General features: G+C 54.3%; 22 protein-coding genes. 1 reads left to right on the top strand and 21 read right to left on the bottom strand.

What is annotated here, in order from left to right; all coding sequences use genetic code 11:
* Nucleotides 1-36: 36 nt before the first annotated feature.
* The 21 genes from TRICHSKD4_RS11185 to TRICHSKD4_RS11085 form a co-directional block, all read right to left on the bottom strand.
* On the bottom strand, nucleotides 37-459 hold the full coding sequence (locus tag TRICHSKD4_RS11185) for a phage tail assembly protein (RefSeq protein WP_009467365.1): 423 nt from the start codon (nucleotides 457-459) through the stop codon (nucleotides 37-39).
* A 21-nt stretch (nucleotides 460-480) separates the two neighbouring features.
* The gene (locus TRICHSKD4_RS11180; protein WP_009467364.1) at nucleotides 481-990 is read right to left on the bottom strand and encodes a phage major tail tube protein; all 510 of its coding nucleotides are present in this window, start codon (nucleotides 988-990) and stop codon (nucleotides 481-483) included.
* Nucleotides 991-1,018: 28 nt separating this feature from the next.
* Nucleotides 1,019-2,467, bottom strand: a complete 1,449-nt coding sequence (locus TRICHSKD4_RS11175) for a phage tail sheath subtilisin-like domain-containing protein (RefSeq protein ID WP_009467363.1) — start codon at nucleotides 2,465-2,467, stop codon at nucleotides 1,019-1,021.
* A gap of 88 nt (nucleotides 2,468-2,555) precedes the next feature.
* Nucleotides 2,556-3,047 carry a hypothetical protein gene (locus tag TRICHSKD4_RS11170; RefSeq protein ID WP_040616749.1) on the bottom strand — a complete coding sequence of 164 codons (492 nt, stop codon included), beginning with the start codon at nucleotides 3,045-3,047 and terminating at the stop codon, nucleotides 2,556-2,558.
* A gap of 3 nt (nucleotides 3,048-3,050) precedes the next feature.
* Nucleotides 3,051-3,668, bottom strand: a complete 618-nt coding sequence (locus tag TRICHSKD4_RS11165; protein WP_009467361.1) for a hypothetical protein — start codon at nucleotides 3,666-3,668, stop codon at nucleotides 3,051-3,053.
* A complete protein-coding gene (locus TRICHSKD4_RS11160; protein WP_040616748.1) occupies nucleotides 3,665-5,374 on the bottom strand; it encodes a hypothetical protein in 1,710 nt (569 codons plus the stop codon). The genes TRICHSKD4_RS11165 and TRICHSKD4_RS11160 overlap by 4 nt, the downstream gene beginning before the upstream one ends.
* A gap of 5 nt (nucleotides 5,375-5,379) precedes the next feature.
* A complete protein-coding gene (locus TRICHSKD4_RS11155; protein ID WP_009467359.1) occupies nucleotides 5,380-8,655 on the bottom strand; it encodes a DUF4815 domain-containing protein in 3,276 nt (1,091 codons plus the stop codon).
* The gene (locus TRICHSKD4_RS11150) at nucleotides 8,656-9,759 is read right to left on the bottom strand and encodes a hypothetical protein (RefSeq protein ID WP_009467358.1); all 1,104 of its coding nucleotides are present in this window, start codon (nucleotides 9,757-9,759) and stop codon (nucleotides 8,656-8,658) included.
* Entirely contained in the window at nucleotides 9,759-10,610 is an 852-nt protein-coding gene (locus TRICHSKD4_RS11145) for a baseplate J/gp47 family protein (protein ID WP_009467357.1), read from the bottom strand. Before TRICHSKD4_RS11145 ends, TRICHSKD4_RS11150 begins: the two co-directional genes overlap by 1 nt.
* Nucleotides 10,607-11,029, bottom strand: coding sequence for a GPW/gp25 family protein (locus TRICHSKD4_RS11140; RefSeq protein ID WP_009467356.1), 423 nt, complete (start codon nucleotides 11,027-11,029; stop codon nucleotides 10,607-10,609). The genes TRICHSKD4_RS11145 and TRICHSKD4_RS11140 overlap by 4 nt, the downstream gene beginning before the upstream one ends.
* A complete protein-coding gene (locus tag TRICHSKD4_RS11135; RefSeq protein WP_009467355.1) occupies nucleotides 11,026-11,229 on the bottom strand; it encodes a hypothetical protein in 204 nt (67 codons plus the stop codon). The genes TRICHSKD4_RS11140 and TRICHSKD4_RS11135 overlap by 4 nt, the downstream gene beginning before the upstream one ends.
* 16 nt (nucleotides 11,230-11,245) lie before the next feature.
* Nucleotides 11,246-11,797 (bottom strand): phage baseplate assembly protein V, encoded by a 552-nt coding sequence (locus tag TRICHSKD4_RS28120; RefSeq protein WP_009467354.1) that lies wholly within the window; start codon nucleotides 11,795-11,797, stop codon nucleotides 11,246-11,248.
* Nucleotides 11,794-12,561 carry a hypothetical protein gene (locus tag TRICHSKD4_RS11125; RefSeq protein WP_040616747.1) on the bottom strand — a complete coding sequence of 256 codons (768 nt, stop codon included), beginning with the start codon at nucleotides 12,559-12,561 and terminating at the stop codon, nucleotides 11,794-11,796. The genes TRICHSKD4_RS28120 and TRICHSKD4_RS11125 overlap by 4 nt, the downstream gene beginning before the upstream one ends.
* Entirely contained in the window at nucleotides 12,558-12,974 is a 417-nt protein-coding gene (locus TRICHSKD4_RS11120; protein ID WP_009467352.1) for a hypothetical protein, read from the bottom strand. Before TRICHSKD4_RS11120 ends, TRICHSKD4_RS11125 begins: the two co-directional genes overlap by 4 nt.
* Before the next feature lie 3 nt (nucleotides 12,975-12,977).
* Nucleotides 12,978-13,304, bottom strand: coding sequence for a DUF2190 family protein (locus tag TRICHSKD4_RS11115; RefSeq protein WP_009467351.1), 327 nt, complete (start codon nucleotides 13,302-13,304; stop codon nucleotides 12,978-12,980).
* Nucleotides 13,305-13,349: 45 nt separating this feature from the next.
* The gene (locus tag TRICHSKD4_RS30725) at nucleotides 13,350-15,413 is read right to left on the bottom strand and encodes a prohead protease/major capsid protein fusion protein (protein ID WP_009467350.1); all 2,064 of its coding nucleotides are present in this window, start codon (nucleotides 15,411-15,413) and stop codon (nucleotides 13,350-13,352) included.
* On the bottom strand, nucleotides 15,397-16,902 hold the full coding sequence (locus tag TRICHSKD4_RS11105) for a phage portal protein (protein ID WP_009467349.1): 1,506 nt from the start codon (nucleotides 16,900-16,902) through the stop codon (nucleotides 15,397-15,399). The genes TRICHSKD4_RS30725 and TRICHSKD4_RS11105 overlap by 17 nt, the downstream gene beginning before the upstream one ends.
* The gene (locus TRICHSKD4_RS11100) at nucleotides 16,899-17,126 is read right to left on the bottom strand and encodes a phage head-tail joining protein (protein ID WP_009467348.1); all 228 of its coding nucleotides are present in this window, start codon (nucleotides 17,124-17,126) and stop codon (nucleotides 16,899-16,901) included. Before TRICHSKD4_RS11100 ends, TRICHSKD4_RS11105 begins: the two co-directional genes overlap by 4 nt.
* Entirely contained in the window at nucleotides 17,120-19,114 is a 1,995-nt protein-coding gene (locus TRICHSKD4_RS11095; RefSeq protein WP_009467347.1) for a terminase gpA endonuclease subunit, read from the bottom strand. The genes TRICHSKD4_RS11100 and TRICHSKD4_RS11095 overlap by 7 nt, the downstream gene beginning before the upstream one ends.
* Nucleotides 19,014-19,520: a hypothetical protein gene (locus TRICHSKD4_RS11090; protein ID WP_009467346.1), complete on the bottom strand. Its 507-nt coding sequence runs from the start codon at nucleotides 19,518-19,520 to the stop codon at nucleotides 19,014-19,016. Before TRICHSKD4_RS11090 ends, TRICHSKD4_RS11095 begins: the two co-directional genes overlap by 101 nt.
* 217 nt (nucleotides 19,521-19,737) lie before the next feature.
* Entirely contained in the window at nucleotides 19,738-20,427 is a 690-nt protein-coding gene (locus TRICHSKD4_RS11085) for a hypothetical protein (protein WP_009467345.1), read from the bottom strand.
* Nucleotides 20,428-21,788: 1,361 nt separating this feature from the next.
* On the opposite strand from TRICHSKD4_RS11085, the gene TRICHSKD4_RS11080 reads away from it, so the two are divergent.
* The coding region (locus TRICHSKD4_RS11080; protein ID WP_009467342.1) for a hypothetical protein at nucleotides 21,789-22,075 on the top strand (287 nt) is incomplete at its 3' end.

Below are 22,075 nucleotides of genomic sequence, written 5' to 3'. Positions count from 1 at the left end.
CGAGGAGATCAGCCCTGGTAAAGTGAAGGGCAGCCGCTACGATGCTGGCGTATTCGCCCCAGTTTCTGATGTCTGCTCGATCGCCATCTGGAGTTTTCGGGGCAAAAAATCCGAAGCAGCATCGCTAACCTCCAGGAAGTCGTCGCTATCCAGCGCTGCAATGACATCCTCTGGCACACGGCAAAAGAATGCCACCATCTGAACCTGGTAGCTCTCTCCGTCAGGGATGCCCCTCAGAATCTCGGCAAACTCAGAGACTTCTGCCCCGCTGAGCCGCCCAGGTTTAAGCTCCTCATAGACTGTCCCATCGTATTCGACCGGATACTCCAGAACGACAGTACGGCTGCGCTCTTTCTTCGAAACAAACCGTGCTGCAGGCTTGGCCGCAACATCGGCTTGTTTCTCTTCTGCCTTTGCAATCTCCTGCGGAGTTGCAGCTCGAACTACTCTCTTGGTCATTATGCGTTACTCCGCTTGAGTTCAGTATCCGAGAGCGGCATTGATGCCGGCCAATTCATCAACGCCATCAATGATGCGTTTGGGTGGATAGTGCTGGATTTCGTGAACGGGAGCGTCTTTGACGTCGTAGCGGAAATACGTGATGCCAGAGATCTTGAACTCAAGACCCGACTTTTCACCACGCTGCCAGCGATCCCGGCTCCCGGCCATCGGAACGCCCTCAATCACGCACACATGAGGAACTGTCTCACCGTCTCTTTCTTCAAGAACGGCGCCGCGGAACGTAATCCGCTTCTTTTTACCCGGCCCACGACCAAGCATTTTCATGACGTCCGGACTATGTCCTGACATCTTGACCGTGGCTTCCAAAGCTTCGAGCGCGGCCATAGGCATGTTTACTTCCAGGTCCATACCGCCACCGCGATAGGTCTGTTCAGTGGGGGTCGGAATTGGAAGCTCGATTTCTTCCGTATCAATGCCGTAGTCGTCACCATCGATAAACATCGTGAACCCCTGCAGGATATGACGCATGGGAGCATTCCTTCTATTTCAGTGAAAATCAGATAGCGGCTGCAGAGATGCGCTGGATTTCGCGGGCGACGTTGTCAAAAACACGCTCGTAGTAGCCAGTGTTCCGGTTGAACATGAATGTGATCTGTTCAATCGGTGACGGGGCTTCTGCGTCGTAGGAGACGTAGAGTTGTCCCTGTTGCCAGGTCTCTTTTGTGTTTTTTGTTGGATCCAGCCAAACACGACCACCCAAAATCGCGCCCAAGGCTTGCCAACGACGCAAGGCAGAATTTGTTGTTTCTGCGATATCAAGGAGGGTCTGCAGAGAGAACGGCTTGTCGATGAAGGGTTCGTGAGCGATTTCGATGCTCTCGATCACCGCGTCATGGGCACGGCGCACTGACCAAAATGCGTTGAGGCTATCGCTGGAGGGATTCCGGCTACCCCAGAGTTTGAAGCCACCGGAGGGCGAGCGCACAATTGTCGCAACTTCGTTCTTGTTGAGGTACTGGGATTCAGCGCTTGGATCAGAAATGCTATGCCCGACGGAGCGCGCGGTTCCGATAACGCCTTCGATCACGTGGTTGGAGGGTGAGACCCAGAATCCTTCGTCGTAATCGATCCGGGCTTGCAAGCCAGCAATCATCGGTGAAGCTGGACGGATAACCGCTTCACCATCATCGAATACTTTTGGGAACGGATCGACAATCAGCATTGGACGGTTAGTGTCGAAGCCCATTCGATATGCGACGGCCGCTTCATTTGTCGTGTTCGGACCGTCGACGATTACTCCTGCACGCAACCGGTTCGCAATCGTCAAGAGGCCGGCAGTAACCGGATTGTTCAATTTTTCAAGGACAGCATTTGCTGTACCGTCAGTGCCACCTCCACCAGAGATTTCGACTGTCGCTTCGCTGTAGTTAGAACCTCCATTTGTGACAGTGATGTCCTGAAGTTTGCCGTCCGCAATTGTCGCCGTAGCTGTCGCCCCGCTTCCATCGCCGTTGATCGTAACCGTCGGAGCAGACGTGTAACCAGAGCCCAGAGCATTGATTTGAATTTCCGAAATGCCGCCCGCAGGGATCTGGCTTGTGTATCCAGGAGCGACAAGCAGTTTTGGCTTCAGTTCAAGCATGTCGAAAGAACGGAGAAATGCATACATGCCGGTCTTCGCGCCGGGATCGCCGATGATCTTGGTCATCGTCTCCGCAACCGTGCCACCCTCCTCAACGCGCACAACGACAATTGTTTGCGATGCGCGAGTGGCTTGCTTGAAGATCCCGATCAGCGCATCACGCAAGGTTCCCTCAGCACCAAGACCGGTTGGGAAGTCATTGTGTCCATGCACTGCAATCGGGGTATTGTACGGCCAGAGACCCGCATCGGCGTCGGGTGATGTGCCAATCAAACCGATAATGCCAGTGTCGATCTTGACCACAGAGCGCGGCCCGACATTGGTTTCGATGGTTTCGATACCATGGAGATAGATGTCAGTCATGAGTTGCCTCGCAGGATTGCAGGCCCTTGCTCGGGCCATAAAAAAACCCGCTCGAGGCGGGTATTAGGGAGAAGATTTGAAATTCGAACTACCGTCGGACGACTTGCAGTAGAGCGCCGGCATTCAGCCAGTAGTCGACAAGGTCCGCTGGTGCGGCCTTGGGAATTGTCAGCGGGTCAGCGCCGCCGCATCTCAGCTGGATTTCAGCGGCATATTCAGAGCAGATATAGCCCCCGCCCTTGAGCCGAGACCCAAGACCAGCGCGCACCGCGTCGAGATAGGAATAGGGTTTTCCAAGTTCGCGGAAGGCGAAGGTTTCAGCATCAATGGTCCAGCTGATATCGGTTTTGATCCAGTCGAACGGCAGGACATTGGAACAGGCCCTGAGCTGGACGCCCAACCCTTCTCGTGCCTCCAGGAGAAACAGCCGGCCTCGCATCCAAAAGGCCACGCCGACATGCGTATGCCGCCCGCCCGTGACATGACGAATGAGCTGAGAGACCCTGCTATTGCCCCGAAAGGCAATCAGGTCACCGGAGCGGATCTCCCGGCGTAAGACATTGTAGGAGTTGCGCGGCATAATCTAAGCTGCCGAGAGCCACTTCGTTAGAGCCGCCACCGCTTCCGCCTCGGACGCTTCAAGGATAGCGGCAACATCTTCCGCAGTTTCTGCCGCATGAATTGCTTTCAGTGCCTTGCGTTTAATGCCACCCGCCAAGCCGATCAGGCGAGCGTATTCTTCCGCCTTTTCCTTGATCGTCTCAGCGAACAGGGTCGGGTCATCCTCACCAAAGAGCGCTTCGGTCTCGATCATCAGGAATTCGGCATCTTTGGCCGCGCCTTCGTCGTTTCGCTCGATGGCTTCTGGGGACACGGATAGATACCGTTCAGCGGCCTTTGCCTTTGGTGCCCAAGTATCACGCTCTTCGATGGTCTCGCCACCCGTCAGAGCGTTCAGTGTTTCCGCATGGCGCTGTTTGACCGCCTTCACAGCTTCGGATTTGACTTCATCCAGCGAAGGACCAGGCTCAGGCGGAAAGCCATCGGGCAGGTATTCAAAGCCATGGTAAGGGCTGGCCGGGTCGGTCGTGTCAAAGTCGATCCATTCACCGTTCGCCTTTTGGATTTGAGGCGGCGCGCCATCGCGATAGCTGGACACAATGAGCCGTCGCCCGTCCGAATGTTGATAACACCGGGTCATGAGTTGGCCCTCAAATTGCGGATTATGTAATCAAACTCTGAAAACTGTCCCACACTTGGGTAGATGCTAATAAAGTTAACACCACTGGCTTGTATCCGGTTGAACCCGCGAATGCAGACCTCGTTGTTAGCATTATTGACGTACATCGTCAGTGTATCCATTCGAAACGCTTCAGCGTTGCGGACCATGCGCATACGCATTGCGCCTGCGCGGGCAGGTAGGTTGTCAACTGTACCACTTAGCTGCATTTCACTGGCGGATGTCGAGCGCCAAGCAGGCACAGTGGCAGCACCCACATCGTTGAAATATCCAGCGCGCGCGTAGGAATTTGATGTGATTAATGTCGCACCACCATCGGTAGATGCCCGCGCAGCGGTGTATGCGTGTTGGGACGGGCGCATCCAAGGCACATCAACCTCAAGGGCAGCAAAACCCTCAGCGTCTATGTATGGCTCAAGGTCGATGTGAAGACTGTTTGCACTTCGCAGCTTTGTCAGGACAGACGGCGCGGCCAGCTCCAGCTTGTTGACCTTTGTTTCCAGTGCATCCGCTTTGGAAACAACAGCATTGAGCGATGCAACATAGGCAAGCGCTTGGACGATCTCAGGGCCATCAACCGTATCGGCTGCCTTGATATACCAATCGACCGTAAGCGACTTTACGCGAGTTTCAGCGTCTGAGACCCGAGCGCCGGGAGATTGCCCGCTGTCGAAGGTTGCGATGAAGTTGTTACGGTTGTTGGGGCCGCCCTCGCCATTGACCACGTTGTCTTCGAGGCCCATAGCGCCCTCAATAACGGCGCTTCGACCTGCCGGGAATGCGAAGGGACCACTCCTGCCTGTGATCCGCTGCATCGCATCTTCAAGCACCGTCCCGGCAACACCGGCCAGAGGACCAGCCCCACGCAAGACCCGATCATCCGGATCAGGCAGGACGCCATCGGGGTATTTCAGCGCAAGTTTTTTGTAGATCGTGACATCAAAGGTCGCCCCATTGCCAAGCTTGAGCCAGCCGGGGCCAAGGCCCTGACCAGAAGCGTCCCCCAGTATCCCGCCGACCGGCACCCCGTCGCCAGACCCGATATCCACCCACCCGCCGCCGTCGCCCCGCGTTGGGTCAAAATATTGCGGCTTGCCACCCTCCGGGGCTATGCGGGTTTTCACGGCCCGTTCAGCCTGATGCTCCATCACGGTTGTTGCAAAGTTCGGATCATCCCCAAGCGCATTGGCGAGCTCCTGAATGGTATCCAGCAACTCCGGCGCATTGCCTCCGCGCAGCTGCTCCAATTGAGACGCCAATTGCGCAAGAGCGGTCTGCACATTGTTGGAGGTCAGTCCGGGAATTGGCTTGTGCGCAAAGAACTCGGCCAGAGCCGCGACGGCCTGAATAGTTCCAGCCTGATATTGCAGGATTTGCCCTTCATTCGCCCCTTGCGTGTTTACATCAACCAGATCAGAGAACGCATGCGTATGGTCATCCAGTCCATCAATGAGGCTCTGCAGCTGTCCAGCAAGTCCCTCAATATCGTCAATCGCATGGCCATGACCTGCATCCGGCTTTTGACCAAGCGCTGTTGTCAGGTCATCCAGTCCGGACCCGATCAGTTCCAGCGCTTGCGCAAGTCGAGGGAATTCCTCGTTGACCTTGTTGTCCGAATGCGGCTTTGGCAGATTGCTTTTGGCTGTTCTTGCATCAGTGACCATCATTCACCTCAAAGCGGATAGGCGCGGAGTTCGGCAACAGATGGCCGAGCGGCGGGTGTACCCTGAAGGGTGATCCGGATCCGGCCACCATGAGGGGCATTGTGTTCTTCTCTTTGATGGGTTGCCTCGATCCAGTTTTGACCAAGTGGCCGGGTTGAGACGGCAGGCATTGGCTCAAACAGGCCGTCCGCCTTGTCTACCGACATGGCAATTGATGACCCTGCAGGCGTGAACCGCTTGATCAGGCCGCTCACATAAACCTCACCCGGCATTGGAAACACCCGGCTGACATATTCCGCATTCTCCTGAAGACGACCACCAATGAGCTGTTTGCCACCAAAGACAACCGGGCTCTGGGTAGCCGAGCCGCTGAGAGTGGCAAACAGCGCCACTTCTTCAGAGACATATTCGTCAAACTCAACCGGCTGTCCCGGCTGCAGGATGAGAATGGACCCGTCCGCCCGTTCCAGTTCAAGACGCACGGTCGTTCCAAGGGGAGCCAGATCCGGGCCCTGCACCACAAGATCAGATATGGCCTGAAGTGCCCCGCGCCAAAGCTCCACACGCTTTGAAGTTTGCGTAAAGCTGGCAGAGATGACCTTCACCTTGGGCGACACGTTCGCGTGATAATCCCAGGTGGCACGGTTTGCCCCGGAAAAGAACGACCCTTCCGGATAAGGCGTTCCACCAACCCGTTGCTGGCTCACCGGATCAACATCACCCTGCTTGGCAATTGCAATTGAATGCTCGCCGTCATTGGTCATCCAGACATAAGAATAGCGGGCGCTTGCGCTGACCAGAACAGGCGCTCGCCAACGCGCCTTTATGACATCACCGGGTTGAACCCCGTGCATTGGAATAAGCAGATCAGCGAGGATCTCGTTGGTCGGATAGCCGTTCAAGGTTCCAGCCAGTTGCAGGATGATTGGATTGTTCGGATCACCCACCTTTGTGATCCAGAAATCCAGACCCAGATTGTAGCCATCCTCGACAGGCGGAAATACCCAGGCAATCGGATCGCCGTTTCGCTGCCAGGACTCGTTCTGGTCGCCCCCGTTTCTGCGACCACCGCGCACGTTTACCTGTGTCACATTGGTCACATTGGTGATGTTCTGGACGATGACAGGCGGCGGGGCGCTGACCGTGACAAGGTTCACCCGGCGCATTGTCTCTGTGGTGATCGTCAGGGATGCGGCATAGGTGCTACCGGCAAAGGAACCAGCCGCCCCTTCAGCATCAACTGCATGACTTCCCGGAGGCACATTTGCCGGAATACGGAACGTGCCAGTGATTTCACCGTTTTCATCAGCCACCAGAGCGGGTACTGGCGTCACATCACGCCCGGCGAACAAAAGCCGTTTCAGCTGTTCATTTGCCCCAAAACCGGACAACGTGAAGGCAACGTCCAGCTGGCGAATGGCTGTTGCCGTTTGCGTTCGCTGAGACACTTCCTCATTGATGACGCGGGTGCCAGGCGGCTGACCGGGAGCCGCCGTAAAGAAGCGGCTGACCTCAGACGTCCAGACCTCTCGGGTTTCCACCCAGTGATCCGATCGCGGGTTCAGGAACAAGTCCCCCGCGATCGGGTTGAAGTTCTGATAGGGATTGATCTTGCTCTCACCGGTCGAAAGCGGCTGCTCAATCGTGACCTTTTCTTCAAAGGCAAGCATTTGCGTCTCACCAAAGGCGATGTTCATCACCTCATTGACTGGAAGCTGCAACACACCCCGGTTCGTTGCAGCTGCCTGCACCACACCGCCATCACGCAAATCGTCATTGACGAAGCGGTCGGTAAAGATCCCGTCCGCCGACACGCTGTCGGGAACCGAGCTTTCCATGCTCATCCGGTTGAACTGGTCTGCCAGTTTGAGCAACAGGTGCTTGTATTGCCAGTCCTCCCAGACGGTCGGCTTGTGAAGGCCGCTACCTACGATCAAAGGCGCGTCAAACCAGTCATTATGGATTTCCGCCAGCGGCAATGTGGCAGGCGGGGCTTTGGGGGCCATTGCTGCCCGGCGTGTGGAAACCCCTTCAATGATACGCGGCTCACCAGAAACAGTCAGAACCAGCGTATCCCGGCGCGGGATTTTGGAACTGTAGGACAGCAGGACATCTTCATCATGAACGCCGCCTGTAACCGTGACAGTGCGATCATCAAAGTCGATACTGTCGGCAGCGTCGTAATAGAGATAGGTGACGCTGTAGGTCTCATCTGCTTGGGGCTGACTGCCGTCGACCAGCCAGCGAATATTATCATCACTGCGCTCAAAGTCGGTGCCTTCCACATAAGTCACTTCCTGCTGCACAACAGACACGATCCGGCGCACAGACCCATACCCAAGCTCATCAAGGCCGTTTGGAACACTGCCCCGTCTCCGCTGCTCTGTGATTTGTTTGGTCACAACAGCCGTGGTCACACTTGCAACAGGCGGGCGATTGATCTCAATCGTGGAAGACCCGGTACCCTGCGTATCGTCAAACGCATGGGTTTCTGCAGGAACGCTTTCCAGATCCGGGTTTTCTTTCACAAAGAGCGTAAAGGCTTCTTCGCGTGTCCGGCGATTGCCGTTGATATGCGCAATGCCGGCATCAATGGAAAGGATCTGATTGCCCTCTCCATCCTCCCCAAGGGCGCGAACCCCGCATCCTTCAACAATGTAAGACCCATTGGCGCTGTCATACATTTGCGCAGTGGCTAAAATGCCATCCAGAACAGGCGGCGGGGTCTGGTCGATGACAACACCGTCAATCAGCTGGTAAACCCGGCTGAACTCGCCTTCTCTGCCATCATCGGGCAACGCCCAGACAAGGCTTTCTTCCCGCCTTGCATGCCCCGGCTCATCAAAGCTGTCTTCGCCCTCGGCAATTCCCCTGAGCGTTTCGTCCTGCTCAAACGTCACATAGGCAACGGTTTTGCGCACGCCCACCGACACTTGACCAGTAATGGCGACATTGAGGAACTGCGCAGCTTCAACATCAAGTTCCTTGCCGTCGATATAGATCTTGCCCGCCTGCAAAATGAGATTGGCACGGGTTGCCGGGACACCCGAGTTTGCAGGATTGCTGATCAGCTCTACCTGAATGCCAGCGCCTTCTGTCCGGTTTCCATTCCCGGCCACCATATTGCCAACGGCAGTCACCTGCCGCTCCATCAACCCTTGAGCCTCGTTCAGATCAGCGCCTTCCAGAGGGCGGCCTTCGACAAACTCAACACGGGTGCGACCTGCCGGAGCAGACGGGCTGCGATCACGAACATTCTCAAGTTCTGGATGATCAAAGTCCATTTAAAGCCTCATCAAAATCTGGATGTGGTCGCGAACGGTTGTCCCAAACTCAAGGTCAAGCGGCTGGCGGGCAATCTCGACACCACCGCTCAAACCGTCTGGCTCAAGCCAAAGAAGCCCAGGTTTGGTTACGTCTGTGAGCTCTGGATCAAACAGGAGCGATACATGGGCAGCTGTCGCCCCATACCCTTCGCCAAAGTCCGTGCGGCCAAAGGCAATCACATGGCTTGGATTGGCTCGATTACGGCCATAGATGTTGCCCGAGACGTTCAAGCCCTCAAGTGCCGGAGAAACCGCGCGGCATTTTGCATTGCGATAGCCGATCACCGCACTATTGCTATCCGTGAACTTCAGCCAGACAGACGAGCGTTCAAATGATGACCCGAGAGAATGACGGCGGGAGATTTCTGCCTCATCCGCATGGCGAAAATCTGCACCCGACCAGATAAAATCCATATCCGCCCACAGCTCGCTTGGTACTTCCGGTATCCAGATCCCGAGCGCCTCGTAATCGGCTTGGGTCAGGTCCAGCGCAAAGTCATGTTTGCGGCCAAAGCTCCACTTGGGTCTCAGACCCCGAACTCGAACCCCGCTGTCGCCTGCCAACCTGCACGAGCCGAGCCGCGTGTAACCAGTTTCAGCAGCCGGGATGTTGTAGCCGTGATAAACGCGCCGGAGCTTGGAGCGGGTTGGAAGCGAAAGGCCGACAATCCCGTCAATGCGCTCAAGATCGTTTTCGCTATCGCGCAAGCGGTCCAGATGGAGCTGAACCTTCCACCATGTCGACCGGCGCTCAGGCGGTTCCTCAATCCCGGCCGCATAGCCAATAAAGCCAAGGCCGTCTTCAATCGCCTTATGCGTTCCACGAATGCGCGCCCATTGGCGACCGGCATCGATGAGGAAGAAACGATCCGGAATATAGGGGACCAACGCCCCAAGGCCATATTCGTCGATCAGAAACGGAATCAGCGAGGCCGAGCGGGAGGTCAGCTTCCAACCGGGAATGGCGTTAATGGCCAGTTCGTACTCTTCAGTTTCAAGAATGAGCGTTTCTATATCCGCTTCAAACGGAGTGGTGCCAGACTGAGGAAGTAACACAGGCATTAGCGACCGCGCCCTATGAATTCGACTTCTACAGTACCTATGCCAATGGCTTCGAATTCATCCGCCGGGACTGCATCTTGCAAGTTCGGCAGTTTCACACCCGTTACGCCGGCAATGCGCGCTGTCGCAGTTACCCAAGACGGATCCAGGTCCAAACCCAACAAATCTTGCTCTGCCCATTTAGCAGGGATCTCCGCTTTGACCTCGTCCAGAACGCTCAAGGATGCATCCGGAGCCAACCTCACTTGAACCAATAGATTTTCGGTTCGACGGACTGCCGAAATCACATTGAAGCGGTCATTTGTGACTTTAATGGAATCCAGTTCCAGCGCGCTGCGCACCTTCTCCAACAGCTGCGGAGAAGCATCGCCATTTCCGATTGCTGACAGGACCGCTACATTCACAACTGGTTCGTGATCGTAAGCCCAGACTTTTACGTCACGAACCTCAAGGCTGGCACCGAGTGCAATGGCTATATATCTTTCCGGTGGCCCGCCCGCAGACCTTCCTAAAACGGCCAATTGATAGCGCCGTTTTAGGCGTTCATCGCCCTCACCTTCCAACCTTGTAATGCCAAGCCATGCTACAAGGTGGTCAAGATCTGAACCTTTAGCAAAAGCCAGCAAATTCGAGCGCGCAGCATCGTTTATCCGGGTTCGGATATTATTGTCGACAGAGGCGATAAGCTCTGTGAGCGCGGTTGCTGATTCACTTTCCAGCGCGAGCGTCGTGATTTCAATACCCCGGGCGGCGTATAACCCCCGTAGACGCTTCAGCAATTCCTCTTCTTTTGCCCTGATATCAAGTTCTTCGATAATCTGGGGCTTGGGCAGTGAGCTTAGTTCGGTCATTGCGTCAGACTCGAATTGGTACCTGGATAACCATCGACGACGAACACTTGCTCACGCCGATTAGCGGGAGTGAAATCACCCAAGTGCCCGTTTGGAATTTCAATCAAGTCGAGGAAGAGAAGTAGCTCACCATCTGCGGTGCCGTGTGGTCGGACATTCAAGAGTTGCACACGAGGTTCGCCGTACCACATGCCATTGACGACGCGAGGCTCAAGAGCCTCTGCAACTGCCATGATGAAATCGACAACGTTTTCCCGTGTCATTGGGGTGTCGATCAATGCAGGAACACCAGAGCCGTAATCGCGACGCTCAACTCTTGAGCCGGTCTCGGTCATCAATACCTTCCCGATGCTCTGGACAATATGAGGCCAACCGATCAATACCCGACCAGTGTTGGCATCAATGCCGACACTGCTCACGTTGCAGTCTTCCCGCCTTTTGGCGTTTTCTTGGCTCCGGTTTCTGCGGGTTTCTTTTCCGCCTGGGTTTTGTCAGCCGGAACAATCTGACCCATCTGCAGGTAATATTTGGCGGCCTTCTCTGTCATTTCGACAGAGTCGCCCTTTTTCCGAAGCTGGTTTTCGATCCAGGTATCGGATTTAACGGTGAACTTCGGCATCACATGCTCCTAAATTTTAAATTGGAGGGTCTGTTTTGTCTTGGCCACGAACAACACCACCGTGTTTGTGGGTGTCGCCAATGTTCTTGCCATTGTGGGTGACACGATCACCCTTGATGTCCACGTTGGCTTCAATCGTGAGATCGTCGCATTTAATGACCATGGACTGAGTTTCGATTACGTAGCCGCTGCCGGTCATCGTAATGACCGTGTCGCCTAACGATCTGCGCGCTTCATCTGTTTTGTTGTGAGGTTGGGTAAATTGGTCCGAATATCCACCCGGCAGAACCAGCCCCTTGCCAGCTTCACCGGTTGGTGAAATCAAAAGGACACGCTCATTGGGAGTGTGTGGCTCCCAATCTCGCAAGTTCCCCGCCCTAGTGATAGATGGCACTGGTTTCGACTGCAGACCGGCCGCAGTAACGACAACCGTTCCGTCATCATTCACCTCGTCTACCACAGCCTCACGTATAAGGTTGTTCAACCGGCGCTCGAGTTCGGCGACTTGTGCCTCAAGACGGGCGAACCTTTTACTTATGCGCGACAAAACAGCGTCGAGAAGGCTCATTTCAGTGGGCTACCGTCCGCATTGAACCAGACGATTCCAGTTGACGGAAACAACGCAACGCTTGGAGTACCAAGAAGATCTGCGACTCGCTTTGGATACCCGAGCAATTCCTTGGTCAGTTCTGCCGCAGTCTTTCCACCCGCATCGGCGTAGAGGTTCCGTAAGGCACTGGCCACGACTTCATAGTCGCGATCATCCTCCATCCGATCGAAGAGATCGGCCAAATATGAAGGTACGGCACCCGCAATCGGATCACGTAAGCAATTCGCTTCAATGGTGATCTGGCGGGCAGCTATTTTTTTACCGCCCTCGTCATTGGCACCGCGCCGACTAACCATACTTTCATAGCCATGCACCAAGGACTTGAAAGCTTGAGCAGCTTCCCCTTCACCATGCAATGTTCGGAAAATCTGGTCTTCGAAAATGTCGAGCGTGATCTCAAGCTCGCTGTCCGTCACAGGAACATCGAGCTTATACTCGCCTTCCTCTTCTTGTGAGACTATCCCGCAATAGATCTCAAACGTGATTGTCACGTTTCGATTTGCGGCGTCTCTCGACCTATTTCCCTTCAACACAGCATTCTTGTCGTAATCAGTGTAGATGATGCAGAAAGGTTTGCTCTCCCCGTCCTCGAACAGGGATTGGACCGGCTCGACACGGCTGTCGAAAATGTGTGGTCCTGCCATCGTCGGATATGGATCACGGTGATGGTTCGTCAGAGCACACACCGTTGCTATCCGGGTCATCATCCGGTTTAGGATCATCGGCTTATCTCTGTTTCGTGAAGCGATATGACAAACCGGGATTTGCCGTCCGGTCGAACTTCACCAATTGTGAATACAGGCTCATCCGGCTTATCCAGGAGCTGGAAGCGGTCGCCTTGTTTGGGAAGTCCATCAGGGAAGTATTTCACATCAATCGAGGCTGTGGCGTCACGACCGACGGAGATTGAGCGGAAGTCATTACTCTCCCGGTAGCTTTTGCGAACACCGAGCTCGATACCGAAATCAACCGTCGGCCGCCCGAAAACGCAAATCCCTTCTATTACGCTTTCTGGCACCAACTTTCGTCGGCCATTGGGTGACGCCTGGGCCACTGACTGAATGCGAAACCGGCCATCATTTATGGTACGGTCAATCGAATTCGAAATCATGCGGTCCAGGCGATCAAACTTCATGGTTCAGTGCGCCAAAAGTACACGAGCTTCGACATTATCAGCACCAGCTGCGCGTTCCGCATAACCGCAGAATTTGTTACCGGATGCTGTGGTGGTAACAGTCTTATCCGACGCCTTGAAGTACAGCTTCACGCCCTGAGCCCAGGTATCAGCTGCAGCCTTGGGCATAACAAACACACCCTGAGTGTGCATTTCACAGGATGCATCTTCATCAGCATCGTAGGAAACGATGCCGACAAGGTCACCAATTGCAATCCCGTCGCCCCCCTTCACGCCGCCGGTTGGCGCGGCAAAGGTCACGCGGGTTCCCTCTTTGACGTAATTTTTCATCGTCAGATCCTCAGAAGTCAGATTGGAAATGAAAAAGCCGGCTGATTAGGCTGGCTTGTTGCGATAAAGACCGCGGTAGTCGATGCAGCCTGCACCGAAGTCGAGCCTAACCTTGACCTGCATACCATCGACCTCGAAGCCGTAATTCGTTTCCACATACGGACCTTCGTTGCCTTCAAGGTAGGCATATTCGATCGTATCGATCTGATTTGGAGACGCAGCAAGATGCCAGGCATTTGCCCCAATCTTCGACAAACGCGGTTCGATGACCGGTGTGAGGCGGCGAACATAGTCAGGCGCGACATCATCCGTCTTTGTTGGATGGATGATCCCCATCAGCTTGTGATAGACAAACTCAAGCTCTGGCGGCAGCAGGATAAAATCCGGCTGAATATCAAGGGTATCTTCTTCACTGTTGACCCCTTTGTGTTTCAACATCGCAACCTTTGCCTTGGCGATGTTCTCCAATGTCAGAGCCAGTGCCGATAGGTTGTTGTGGTCCCCATGGAAGATAGGAACGCCGTCAGACATCTTCGGATTGTCCAACAGCAAGTTGTAAACAACGTTTGATTCTAGTCGGGCGATGGCATTGCCGAAGCGTGATGGCAGGTTCGTAAAAACGGACAGGTCATCATTCACGAGAACCTTGCGCGTAATCCCGATCTTCCGGCCAAAGGTTCCAATACGGTATTTCTCCCGGCCTTCACCGAGGGTCGTGGATTCGTACTCACCGTCTTCATTGAGCGGGAGAAGACTACCGACTTCGCCAACCTGAATGCGGTGCATTTCGCGGAAGTCGGTCGCACTCGACTGCCGCGCCCATCCCCGGAACGTCTGCGGATAGACATCATATGCAGAGCGTAGCTGCCGATTGATTGTCCCCTCAAGCAGAATTGGGAAATCCGTTGAGGTATGGAACGCACGTTTGGCGATCTCGTCCGGTGTTAGTCCCCGTACCTTTTCACCTGCAGCTTCAAGGCATTCGCGGGCCATATCAATCATGCGCAACCCGCGATACTGGCGGGCTGCATCTGTCAGCTCCTCGCGGCCGGGCGCCACGCGATGAAGAAGTGCGTTCTGCATGGCGGCACGACGGGTATCAACTTCATCCTGCCCGCCACGGGGCTGGGCGCCAATACTGAAGGTCGGTGTCTGCTCGTCAATGTCAGCCAGATAATTCAATGTTTGCTGACGGAAATTGCCCACGCTAACACCGGAACGAATTGCTTCGTTGACCATGTCAGCTGGCAGATTGTGTCGTTGACCCATTTGCAAAATGTCCGCAGATCGCTGACGTTCGCCGTGAACACCGTTGTTGGTGTCTTCGGGGCGGACCTCCGGCTCATTTCGACCCTGCTCAACAGGATCGGAATCCGGCACATTGGTGGGAGCCGGGGTGTTCGCCGGTTCAGAACGGCTTCCATCATCGTTGATCGGGTCATTCACAGGGGTATTGACGTCTTGACCTTCCTGTGACGCGGCCAATGGCTTAGGCATGTTGGTATCCTCATTGTCGATTGCCGCGTCTGCGGCTTCTTCCTGCACGTGCCGGATCACGTCGCACTCATAGGTTTCGCGATCCTCACTTCGAGAATGCGCACCGGCATCCGCTGGTATAGGTACAGCGGACAATTCCATAGGCTCCCAGTCGATGGCTTTCAGTGTGGGCAATTCACCATCCTCACCCTCCGACTTTTCATATCGGTGGATTTTGTAACCAACGCTGACAGGGAACGGGTGACCGTCCCGCAGATCTTGCAGGAGGTCTTCGGCCATTTGCTTTCTGGAGAGTTTGACCGTTGCGTGACCTTTGCCATCTTCAAAGCGAATGGACCCCGGAACAATGGTTCCGATCCGATCATCCATCGACCAATTAAAATGGCTGTCCAGGAGCGACATTCCGTTTTCGAAGCGCTCCATCCGAATGGCAGACGTTTCCATGGAAAGCACTTCCATGTAGTAGCCTTCCGAGTAGGAATACCGCTTGACCGGTGCTTCGGTTGCCCAGATCACCTCAACCGTTCTGTCTTCCTCATTGAGTGTGTCGGCTCGGACCTCTACTTCTCCGCGCTCTTTCCGGATCCGAATGGTTTCATTCTTGATCGGCACCAGTGCCTCCATCGTTCGTTTCGGAGAGTTGCATTTGCCCTTGAAGGGTCGTGTGGCGAGGGTCGGTGTCGAGAACGATATCTTTGTCGTCCAAGGCTTCGTTGATCTCCACAACCTGGGCAATCCACTGATCGTGGTTGTTGCCGTATTCGGTCTGGACTTGTTTCAAGGTCTTAAAGCCAGCGCGCACTGCCATAAGGTCCGCGCGGATATCGTCGATCGGATTGACCTGTTCAAACCTTGGCAGGGTCCACATCACAGGGATGTGTCGGGGCTCAATCAAGCCAAGCAGCTGGATCATTTCCAGAAACCAACCGTAGATCGGCTTGCAGTACATCGGCAGCATGTAGTGCTGTTGCTGGGCCCGGATGAACCGCTTGTAAGCCACCATATCCGCACGGAAGGTGGAGAAATTCATCTGACTGGTGTCGCCCGTCATCAGGACATGCGGCACACGAAGACCTGCGGCGATATCTCTAGTTGCCAAGCGGTGATAGGATTCCTGAGAGAGCGTGACAGCCGGATTATTGAAGTTGACCTCCTTGCCCCCTTCCGCAATGACAAACATGCCCGGCTCCATCCGCGTCACGTTATTCCCGCGAGCATCCTTCATTGTAACGCCGAGCACATTATCGTCCCCAGTCGGCGCCAGATCATCAGAGTTGGGTATTACCGCACCAACCACACAGGCTTCGATTTTCTTCCGCCACACTTCGGCAGTCTGATATTCCTGCAAATCCTTCACATCTAAGAGAATAGGCGCGGTCCAAGGCGCTCCCCGCGCCTGAACTCGCTGCGCTTCATACAAATGAACGATCTGGTCAGCCGGCACCTTGCGACTTTGAAGATTGTTCTTGCCCCAAAATTTCTGTGTGCCGGGATGAACTTGAAACATCCAATACCCAGTGCGGCGACCGATTTGATCAAACTCGATGCCGTTGACCACATTGCGTGCCGCGTTTTCGGCAACCTTCGCATCATCCAGCAGATCAGGTTCAATCGGCTGGATTTGAAGCGGTATCTTCAGGCCATCACTGCTGCGACGAATACGCTTGCGGGCCAGCATTTCACCGCCGACAACCATCCCCCGCGCCGCTTGGTGCTGCAGGCTGTAAAATGTCTGCTGACCATCTGGGGAGCAATTCTCAACCCAGTCATCAAACAGGTCATCAATCTTTTTATTGAGGTCTTTGTCGTCAGTGTTGGCACGAGGGATAATCCCCTCACCCACGATATTGTCCGCATGAACCGAAGCTGCCTTGGCAACGTGTTTGTTGTTCCGCTCCAAATCTCGTGATCGTGCTCGGAGTTCTACGCCCGCAATCGCAAGTTCGGTGTCGGCAGAGGAACGGCCGGCATTCCAGTGCTGTGCACGGCGCCCCTTAGAAGCACCCTCATATGCACGTAGCCTTACCCGATCAGCAGCACGCTTGACTGCTAGACCAGGTGCGAAATACCCGATCAACTTGTCGAGGCTGTTTTGCATCATGCACCGTCGGAGAAGCTGGTGAGCAAGACGCCAGACCGTCTGACACCAGACGAGCGCACAATGTCCGCTTCGAGTGCTGAAATTGCACGAGCCATTTCAGCATCAGACTTGTATGTCACATCCCGATCATTGAACTTGACCCTCAAGGCCCCTGAAAAACGGGCGCGTTTCAACTCAGCAAGCAGCCCTTTTTTTTCTTCGAGTGTGAATTCGTCTGTCACCATATGCTTTCCTCTCCGAGCCAACCGCTTCCTGTTGACTTGGTTTGACTTTCCATCGGTTTGGATGGTTTCCGGCGATGCGTTGGACTATTCTCTCTGAGCTTGAGAACATTGAGCATCGATGCCGCGGCGGCTTGCATGGATTCGCAATCAAAGAAGTGATTTTCTTTAGATCTCGGCACCCACTTAACTTCGCCAGATGCCTTCTTCACCCGAGCTTCAGAAACGATCTGTCGGCAATAGTCTTCGGTGATGTCTTCTGGCAGATGCCAGGCACCGTCCTGTTCCAAATTCCATGAAACACGCTCGTGTACCCACCTCTTCCAGTGGTCAGTATCCAAGCGGTGTTGTTCCAAAGCTCTCTTGAAGAGCTTACCGTTGGCATTCACATCGATCTTGGAGACGACAATCGGGCGCACCATTTGGTGCGATGAACCTTTGGTCGGTTTTGCCAAGGAAATGTGCTTGCGGCAAAACTCGTAAACCCGGTTTACCGGGACTGTGTCCTTTTTGCCCGGACGAAAACCGGCGTCGACAAGAACCAGTTTGGCTGGGATCCCGTCCCAGTCACCTTGAATGAACTCACCAAGCGTATCCCAGACTTCCAGTTCTGCCGTTTCACCGTGGATCTCACCGGCTTCAATGAGCCACGACGTTGCTTTGGCTCCCCAACCCCGAACTACATAAACAAGACGGTTTTTCTGAACATCGACCGTGACGATAATCAGTTTGACGCCCGACGGGACTTGACCGGATACATACGTCTCCGAAGCAAGCTTCGAAATCGCTTTCCAACTTGGAACTTCGCCTCCACCTTCCGCGTAGAGTTCTCCAAATTGGGCGTTTAGGACGACCTGTACCTCGTCCGGATCACCAGATCGAACCGCTTCAACATAGCGGGCTGCCCTTTCACCCCAGCTGGAGAAAGGAGAAGCCAGACCCGACACCCAATAGCTGTCCGTGATGCTATCAGGTGGCTGGCCCGAAACCTTTCCATCCGATGTGATTTTTTGCCCCGGCGCCACATAAACGCCGCGCTCGTTCATCCAGTCTTTGTGTTCATGCCCAATTGGGCAGCCACATGGGCAAAGCAGATATGCCGTTTTCTTCGCCATGATCGGCGTCGACGGTAACTCTCGCCCGGATGCGTCTTTGGGTTTATCCCACTTCAGCCGATTAAACCGAGGAATGAAATACTCACCACATTGAGGGCATGGCCAGGCCCAGTGTCGACGTGTTCCGCTCTGGAAAGTCTTCCAGATCGTTGAACTGATCTGCTCAGGGTCCTGAACCGCCCAGAATTCCAATCCCGTTTCCGGATCAACTTCAATTTCCGAAAGTCCGGTGCTTGGCGTCGACACCATTGCATGGACAAAGTTCGGGTAGGTTTCACCGCGCTGATCAATAAGCCGAAGCGGATTGCCCTGCCCCTTAACGTTGGACAAGAGATCATCAACTTCGTCCGTCAAACACAAACCTGCCGGGTCAGACTTTAACGCGGTAGATGAACCGCCATGAGCAAGTCGCAGAGGCACACCTGAAATGACCTTCCGCGTCTTACTCATGCGCTTGCCGCGTGGAAGTTTTCGCTTCAGTTTTGGCGCTTCGTCAAAAAGCGCCGTCACCCTTGGTTCCCACTGCTCCCGGACAAACTGCTGACTTGGACCGGTGTAAAGGATCGGAACCGGAGCTGTGTCCATCCGGTGTCCGATGATGTCCAGAAAGACCTCCGACTTGCCACCTTGTGCAAACATCACAAGGGCATTTCGTGGGTACGTCCCTTCATGCACTGCCCGAGAGAACGGTATCGTATACGGCGTCAGTGACGGGTCACGTGGCCCCGGATGTCCAGCGGACGGCGGATAAACCCGGTTGTCAGCTCCCCACTGGTCAGGCGTCGTCCTCTTCGTCGGCTTCAAAAGCCGCGACACCCGCTCGTAAAGCAAGTGCCCTTTTGGTGAAACTGCCAGAAAGCCGTTCTCGCTCGACATCGAGGATCTTCTCTATTCGTCTCCGTTCCTGAAGGTCGTTCCGACCAAGGCGAGAAGGCAGACCAGACAAGCAGACCAAAAACTGACCGCTGATATCCTCAAAGGCATCGATTGCCTCTTCCAGACTGATCAGCTCCCGATCATCTCTGGCCAATTTACGGGCTAGTATTTGTTCTATGCGTTGGTGGACTTTCTCTGCAGCGCTCGGCGCTGCCTGCTCTACCGATGTTCGGACCTTGAAATCCGTAAATGCCTGGATGCACTCACAGACAGAAAATGAACCGCGTCCCTCTTTGACCAACACGCCTTCTTTGACGAGCTGGGTAAGACGGCGCGTGGTTACTCCCAGAAGCTTTGCCATCTCGGCACTGCCGACGGTTTCAGGGAACGGCGCCTTACGTGCCATTTTCGCCCTCAGGTTGCTGTATGCCCGTGTTTTCGGGCACTTCACTTGCCCGGCACACTCTTTAGTTGCTTATTTGTATTTGCGTGAGATCGGTGGATTGGCCGTGCACAGTAACGCCTCGGGCCAGCATCCCCGTTTCACCGAAGAAGAACTACACTTCAGTTCCCGACGCTCACGCTCGCCAGCATTGGGTGCCCCGACGAGATCCCATAAACGGCTAAAACTTCAGGATTTTTTCAACTCGTTTGGTGACGTGAATATCCAGCTGTACCGGAGCAACATCCAAAAACGTTTTCAATGACAGGTCTTTATCAAGTTCTTTGGAAAGCGAAGGGCCGTACAAACGTCGGATGCTGTACCCTTCTTTACCTGTAGATTTAAACCGACCTTGGCTGTCACGAGGTTGGTTTGCTGAGCCAGGCGTCCAAAACTCCTTTGGTAACTTACCCGACGCTTTACCGCCCGGAATGAGAGCATAGAAGGCACCGTCTCTGGAAAAAGAACGCTTGAACGTGCGCGGCGAGTTCCAAACACTGGATTTTACAAATCCCTTTTCGAAGAGACTGCGACCTTTGTTGTACCGCTTTGCCGTCCGTCCTTGCGTCGATAAGACCTTGAGACCTTTATAGTTCTCAATCTTGCCGCCCTTTTTCCGCGCCGAGATCTGGAAAGACAGGTCTTGCGGTTTTGAAAAACCGAATGTGTTCGCAACAACATACCCTTGGTAGGATCCGGCAGCGACATTCATCTGTTTTGCGACGGCTTTCTGCACCTGCGTCTTTGTGCGTCGGCCTGCATCGACCACCCCGCGTTGAGCTTCTCCACGCCATTTCCCATCAAGTAGAAAACGTGCTCGTTGCTGAAACGTCATCAAGTGTTTGAGATCCTTACGGACTTCAATTCTCACGAACTTCTCTCCAGCTTTGTGCCATTGGGAATCGGAAGCACTGTTTTCGGTGGTCAAAAAACGCTGAAATACTGCGCTGCGGCCCTCCCGCGGTGAGGCCCCCTCCAGAAAGAACCTATAGCCACCCCGCCCTAGCGCCTTGCGATTGCTGGCCTTTTCCCCTTATGCGCACGACCTAACCCGGCTCTAACCCGCATTCTGGTTGCCGCTTTGCCATGTTCCGGCATTGCTCCCGCTCATGGTCGCTCTATAGGCGTTTGATTGCCGCGCCCATTGTGAGGGGTGGCGCTTCGCGCCTTGGGTGTGTGGGTAATGGCTAGATGATGACGCGGTACGGTAGGGCGCGGTCTAGTGGTCTTTCCAAGGGGACCAGTTGGAAGCGGTGCCTCTGGTGCCTGGCAAGCAGTCCCCTCTACGGTGCAAGCCACATAGCAGGCACATAAGCCCCCTTACGCTCTACCTGCCTTCAAAGGCTCTCAGGAACGCTAGGAACGGTCTATAGGGGGATATGGGGGAACAGAGGGCATATGCGGCATGCTTGCCAGTGGTCTTTTACAGCGCCACCAGTCAACGCGCGCACTCCACCATTGCCCCTATGGGTGACTCTATACCCCAGCAAAAATCAACCCCTTTTGGATATTTTGCATATTTTTTTATTGTTCAATTTCAATATTTTAATAGATTTATCGCACATTAAATCTATTTATTTAGCTTTTTAGCCTTGCTAATTCTTATTTTTTAGATTTTAATCCAAATCACCAAAGGGAAACACAACGACCCCGCGGGGCGCTCTCAAAAAGGCGCGTTCTTTGATGAAAGGGACTTTCTTTCGTTCCAAGGCTTGCGAGGTTTTGCCCAATTGATTCGCTTAAGCGGATCGGTGGCAAGATTGACCGGCCAGCGGATCAAACGGGGGATAGTCTTTATAGGGCGACCCAAAGCAACGCTTTACCCAGTCTGACAAGCTGGGGTTAGGGGAAGGACGCGCGGCACGGTGCGGACATTAAAACACGTGCATCGGCAAAGGTTCCGACCAAACCGACTTGAGGCAATACCGATTTAATCGGGGCTTGCGTCTCAGGGGTTCGGCAAGGTGGCGGAAAGATAACCGGCAACACAAGAGGCAAGCGGAAACGCGCTGACTTGTGAAGGGCAGCAACCTAGTGGCGCTACAGCCTTTGCGGTTTAAAAAATCAAACATTTGGAATTCATAGACGCGATTGGAAAGCCGGTTTTCGGATTGGTTGCCGGTCGCGTTCTGCATTCCAAATCACACGCATTGTTTCAGCATGGCACCCGTACACGGTGCCATTCCGTGACCATGTGGTCAGTCTTGAACCTTAACCAATGGGAGTCACACCATGTCTTTTAAAATCCTCAAGGGCGCAGCACTGAAAAACGCAATCGCTGGCTACGGCAAAAAGGTTGCCAGTTTCTCGCAACACACACACCAGCTCGCCTATTCCGCCTTACAGCATGTCGATGATCATTCCTGTACCTCACACCTCAACGCGCTTTATGCATCGACACCAACGAACTATCGCGGCGCAATCCGTGTCTGGGCTCTAGCTTTCGGCAAGGTCAAGTTTGACGCCAAGACACTGGAATTCACATACAACAAAAAAGGCGTATCAGACCTTGAGAGCGC

The sequence above is a fragment of the Roseibium sp. TrichSKD4 genome, from assembly GCF_000148725.1.
Classification (GTDB): domain Bacteria; phylum Pseudomonadota; class Alphaproteobacteria; order Rhizobiales; family Stappiaceae; genus Roseibium.
Note: the sequence above shows the minus strand (reverse complement) of the source record. Positions and strands in the feature narration are given on the sequence as shown.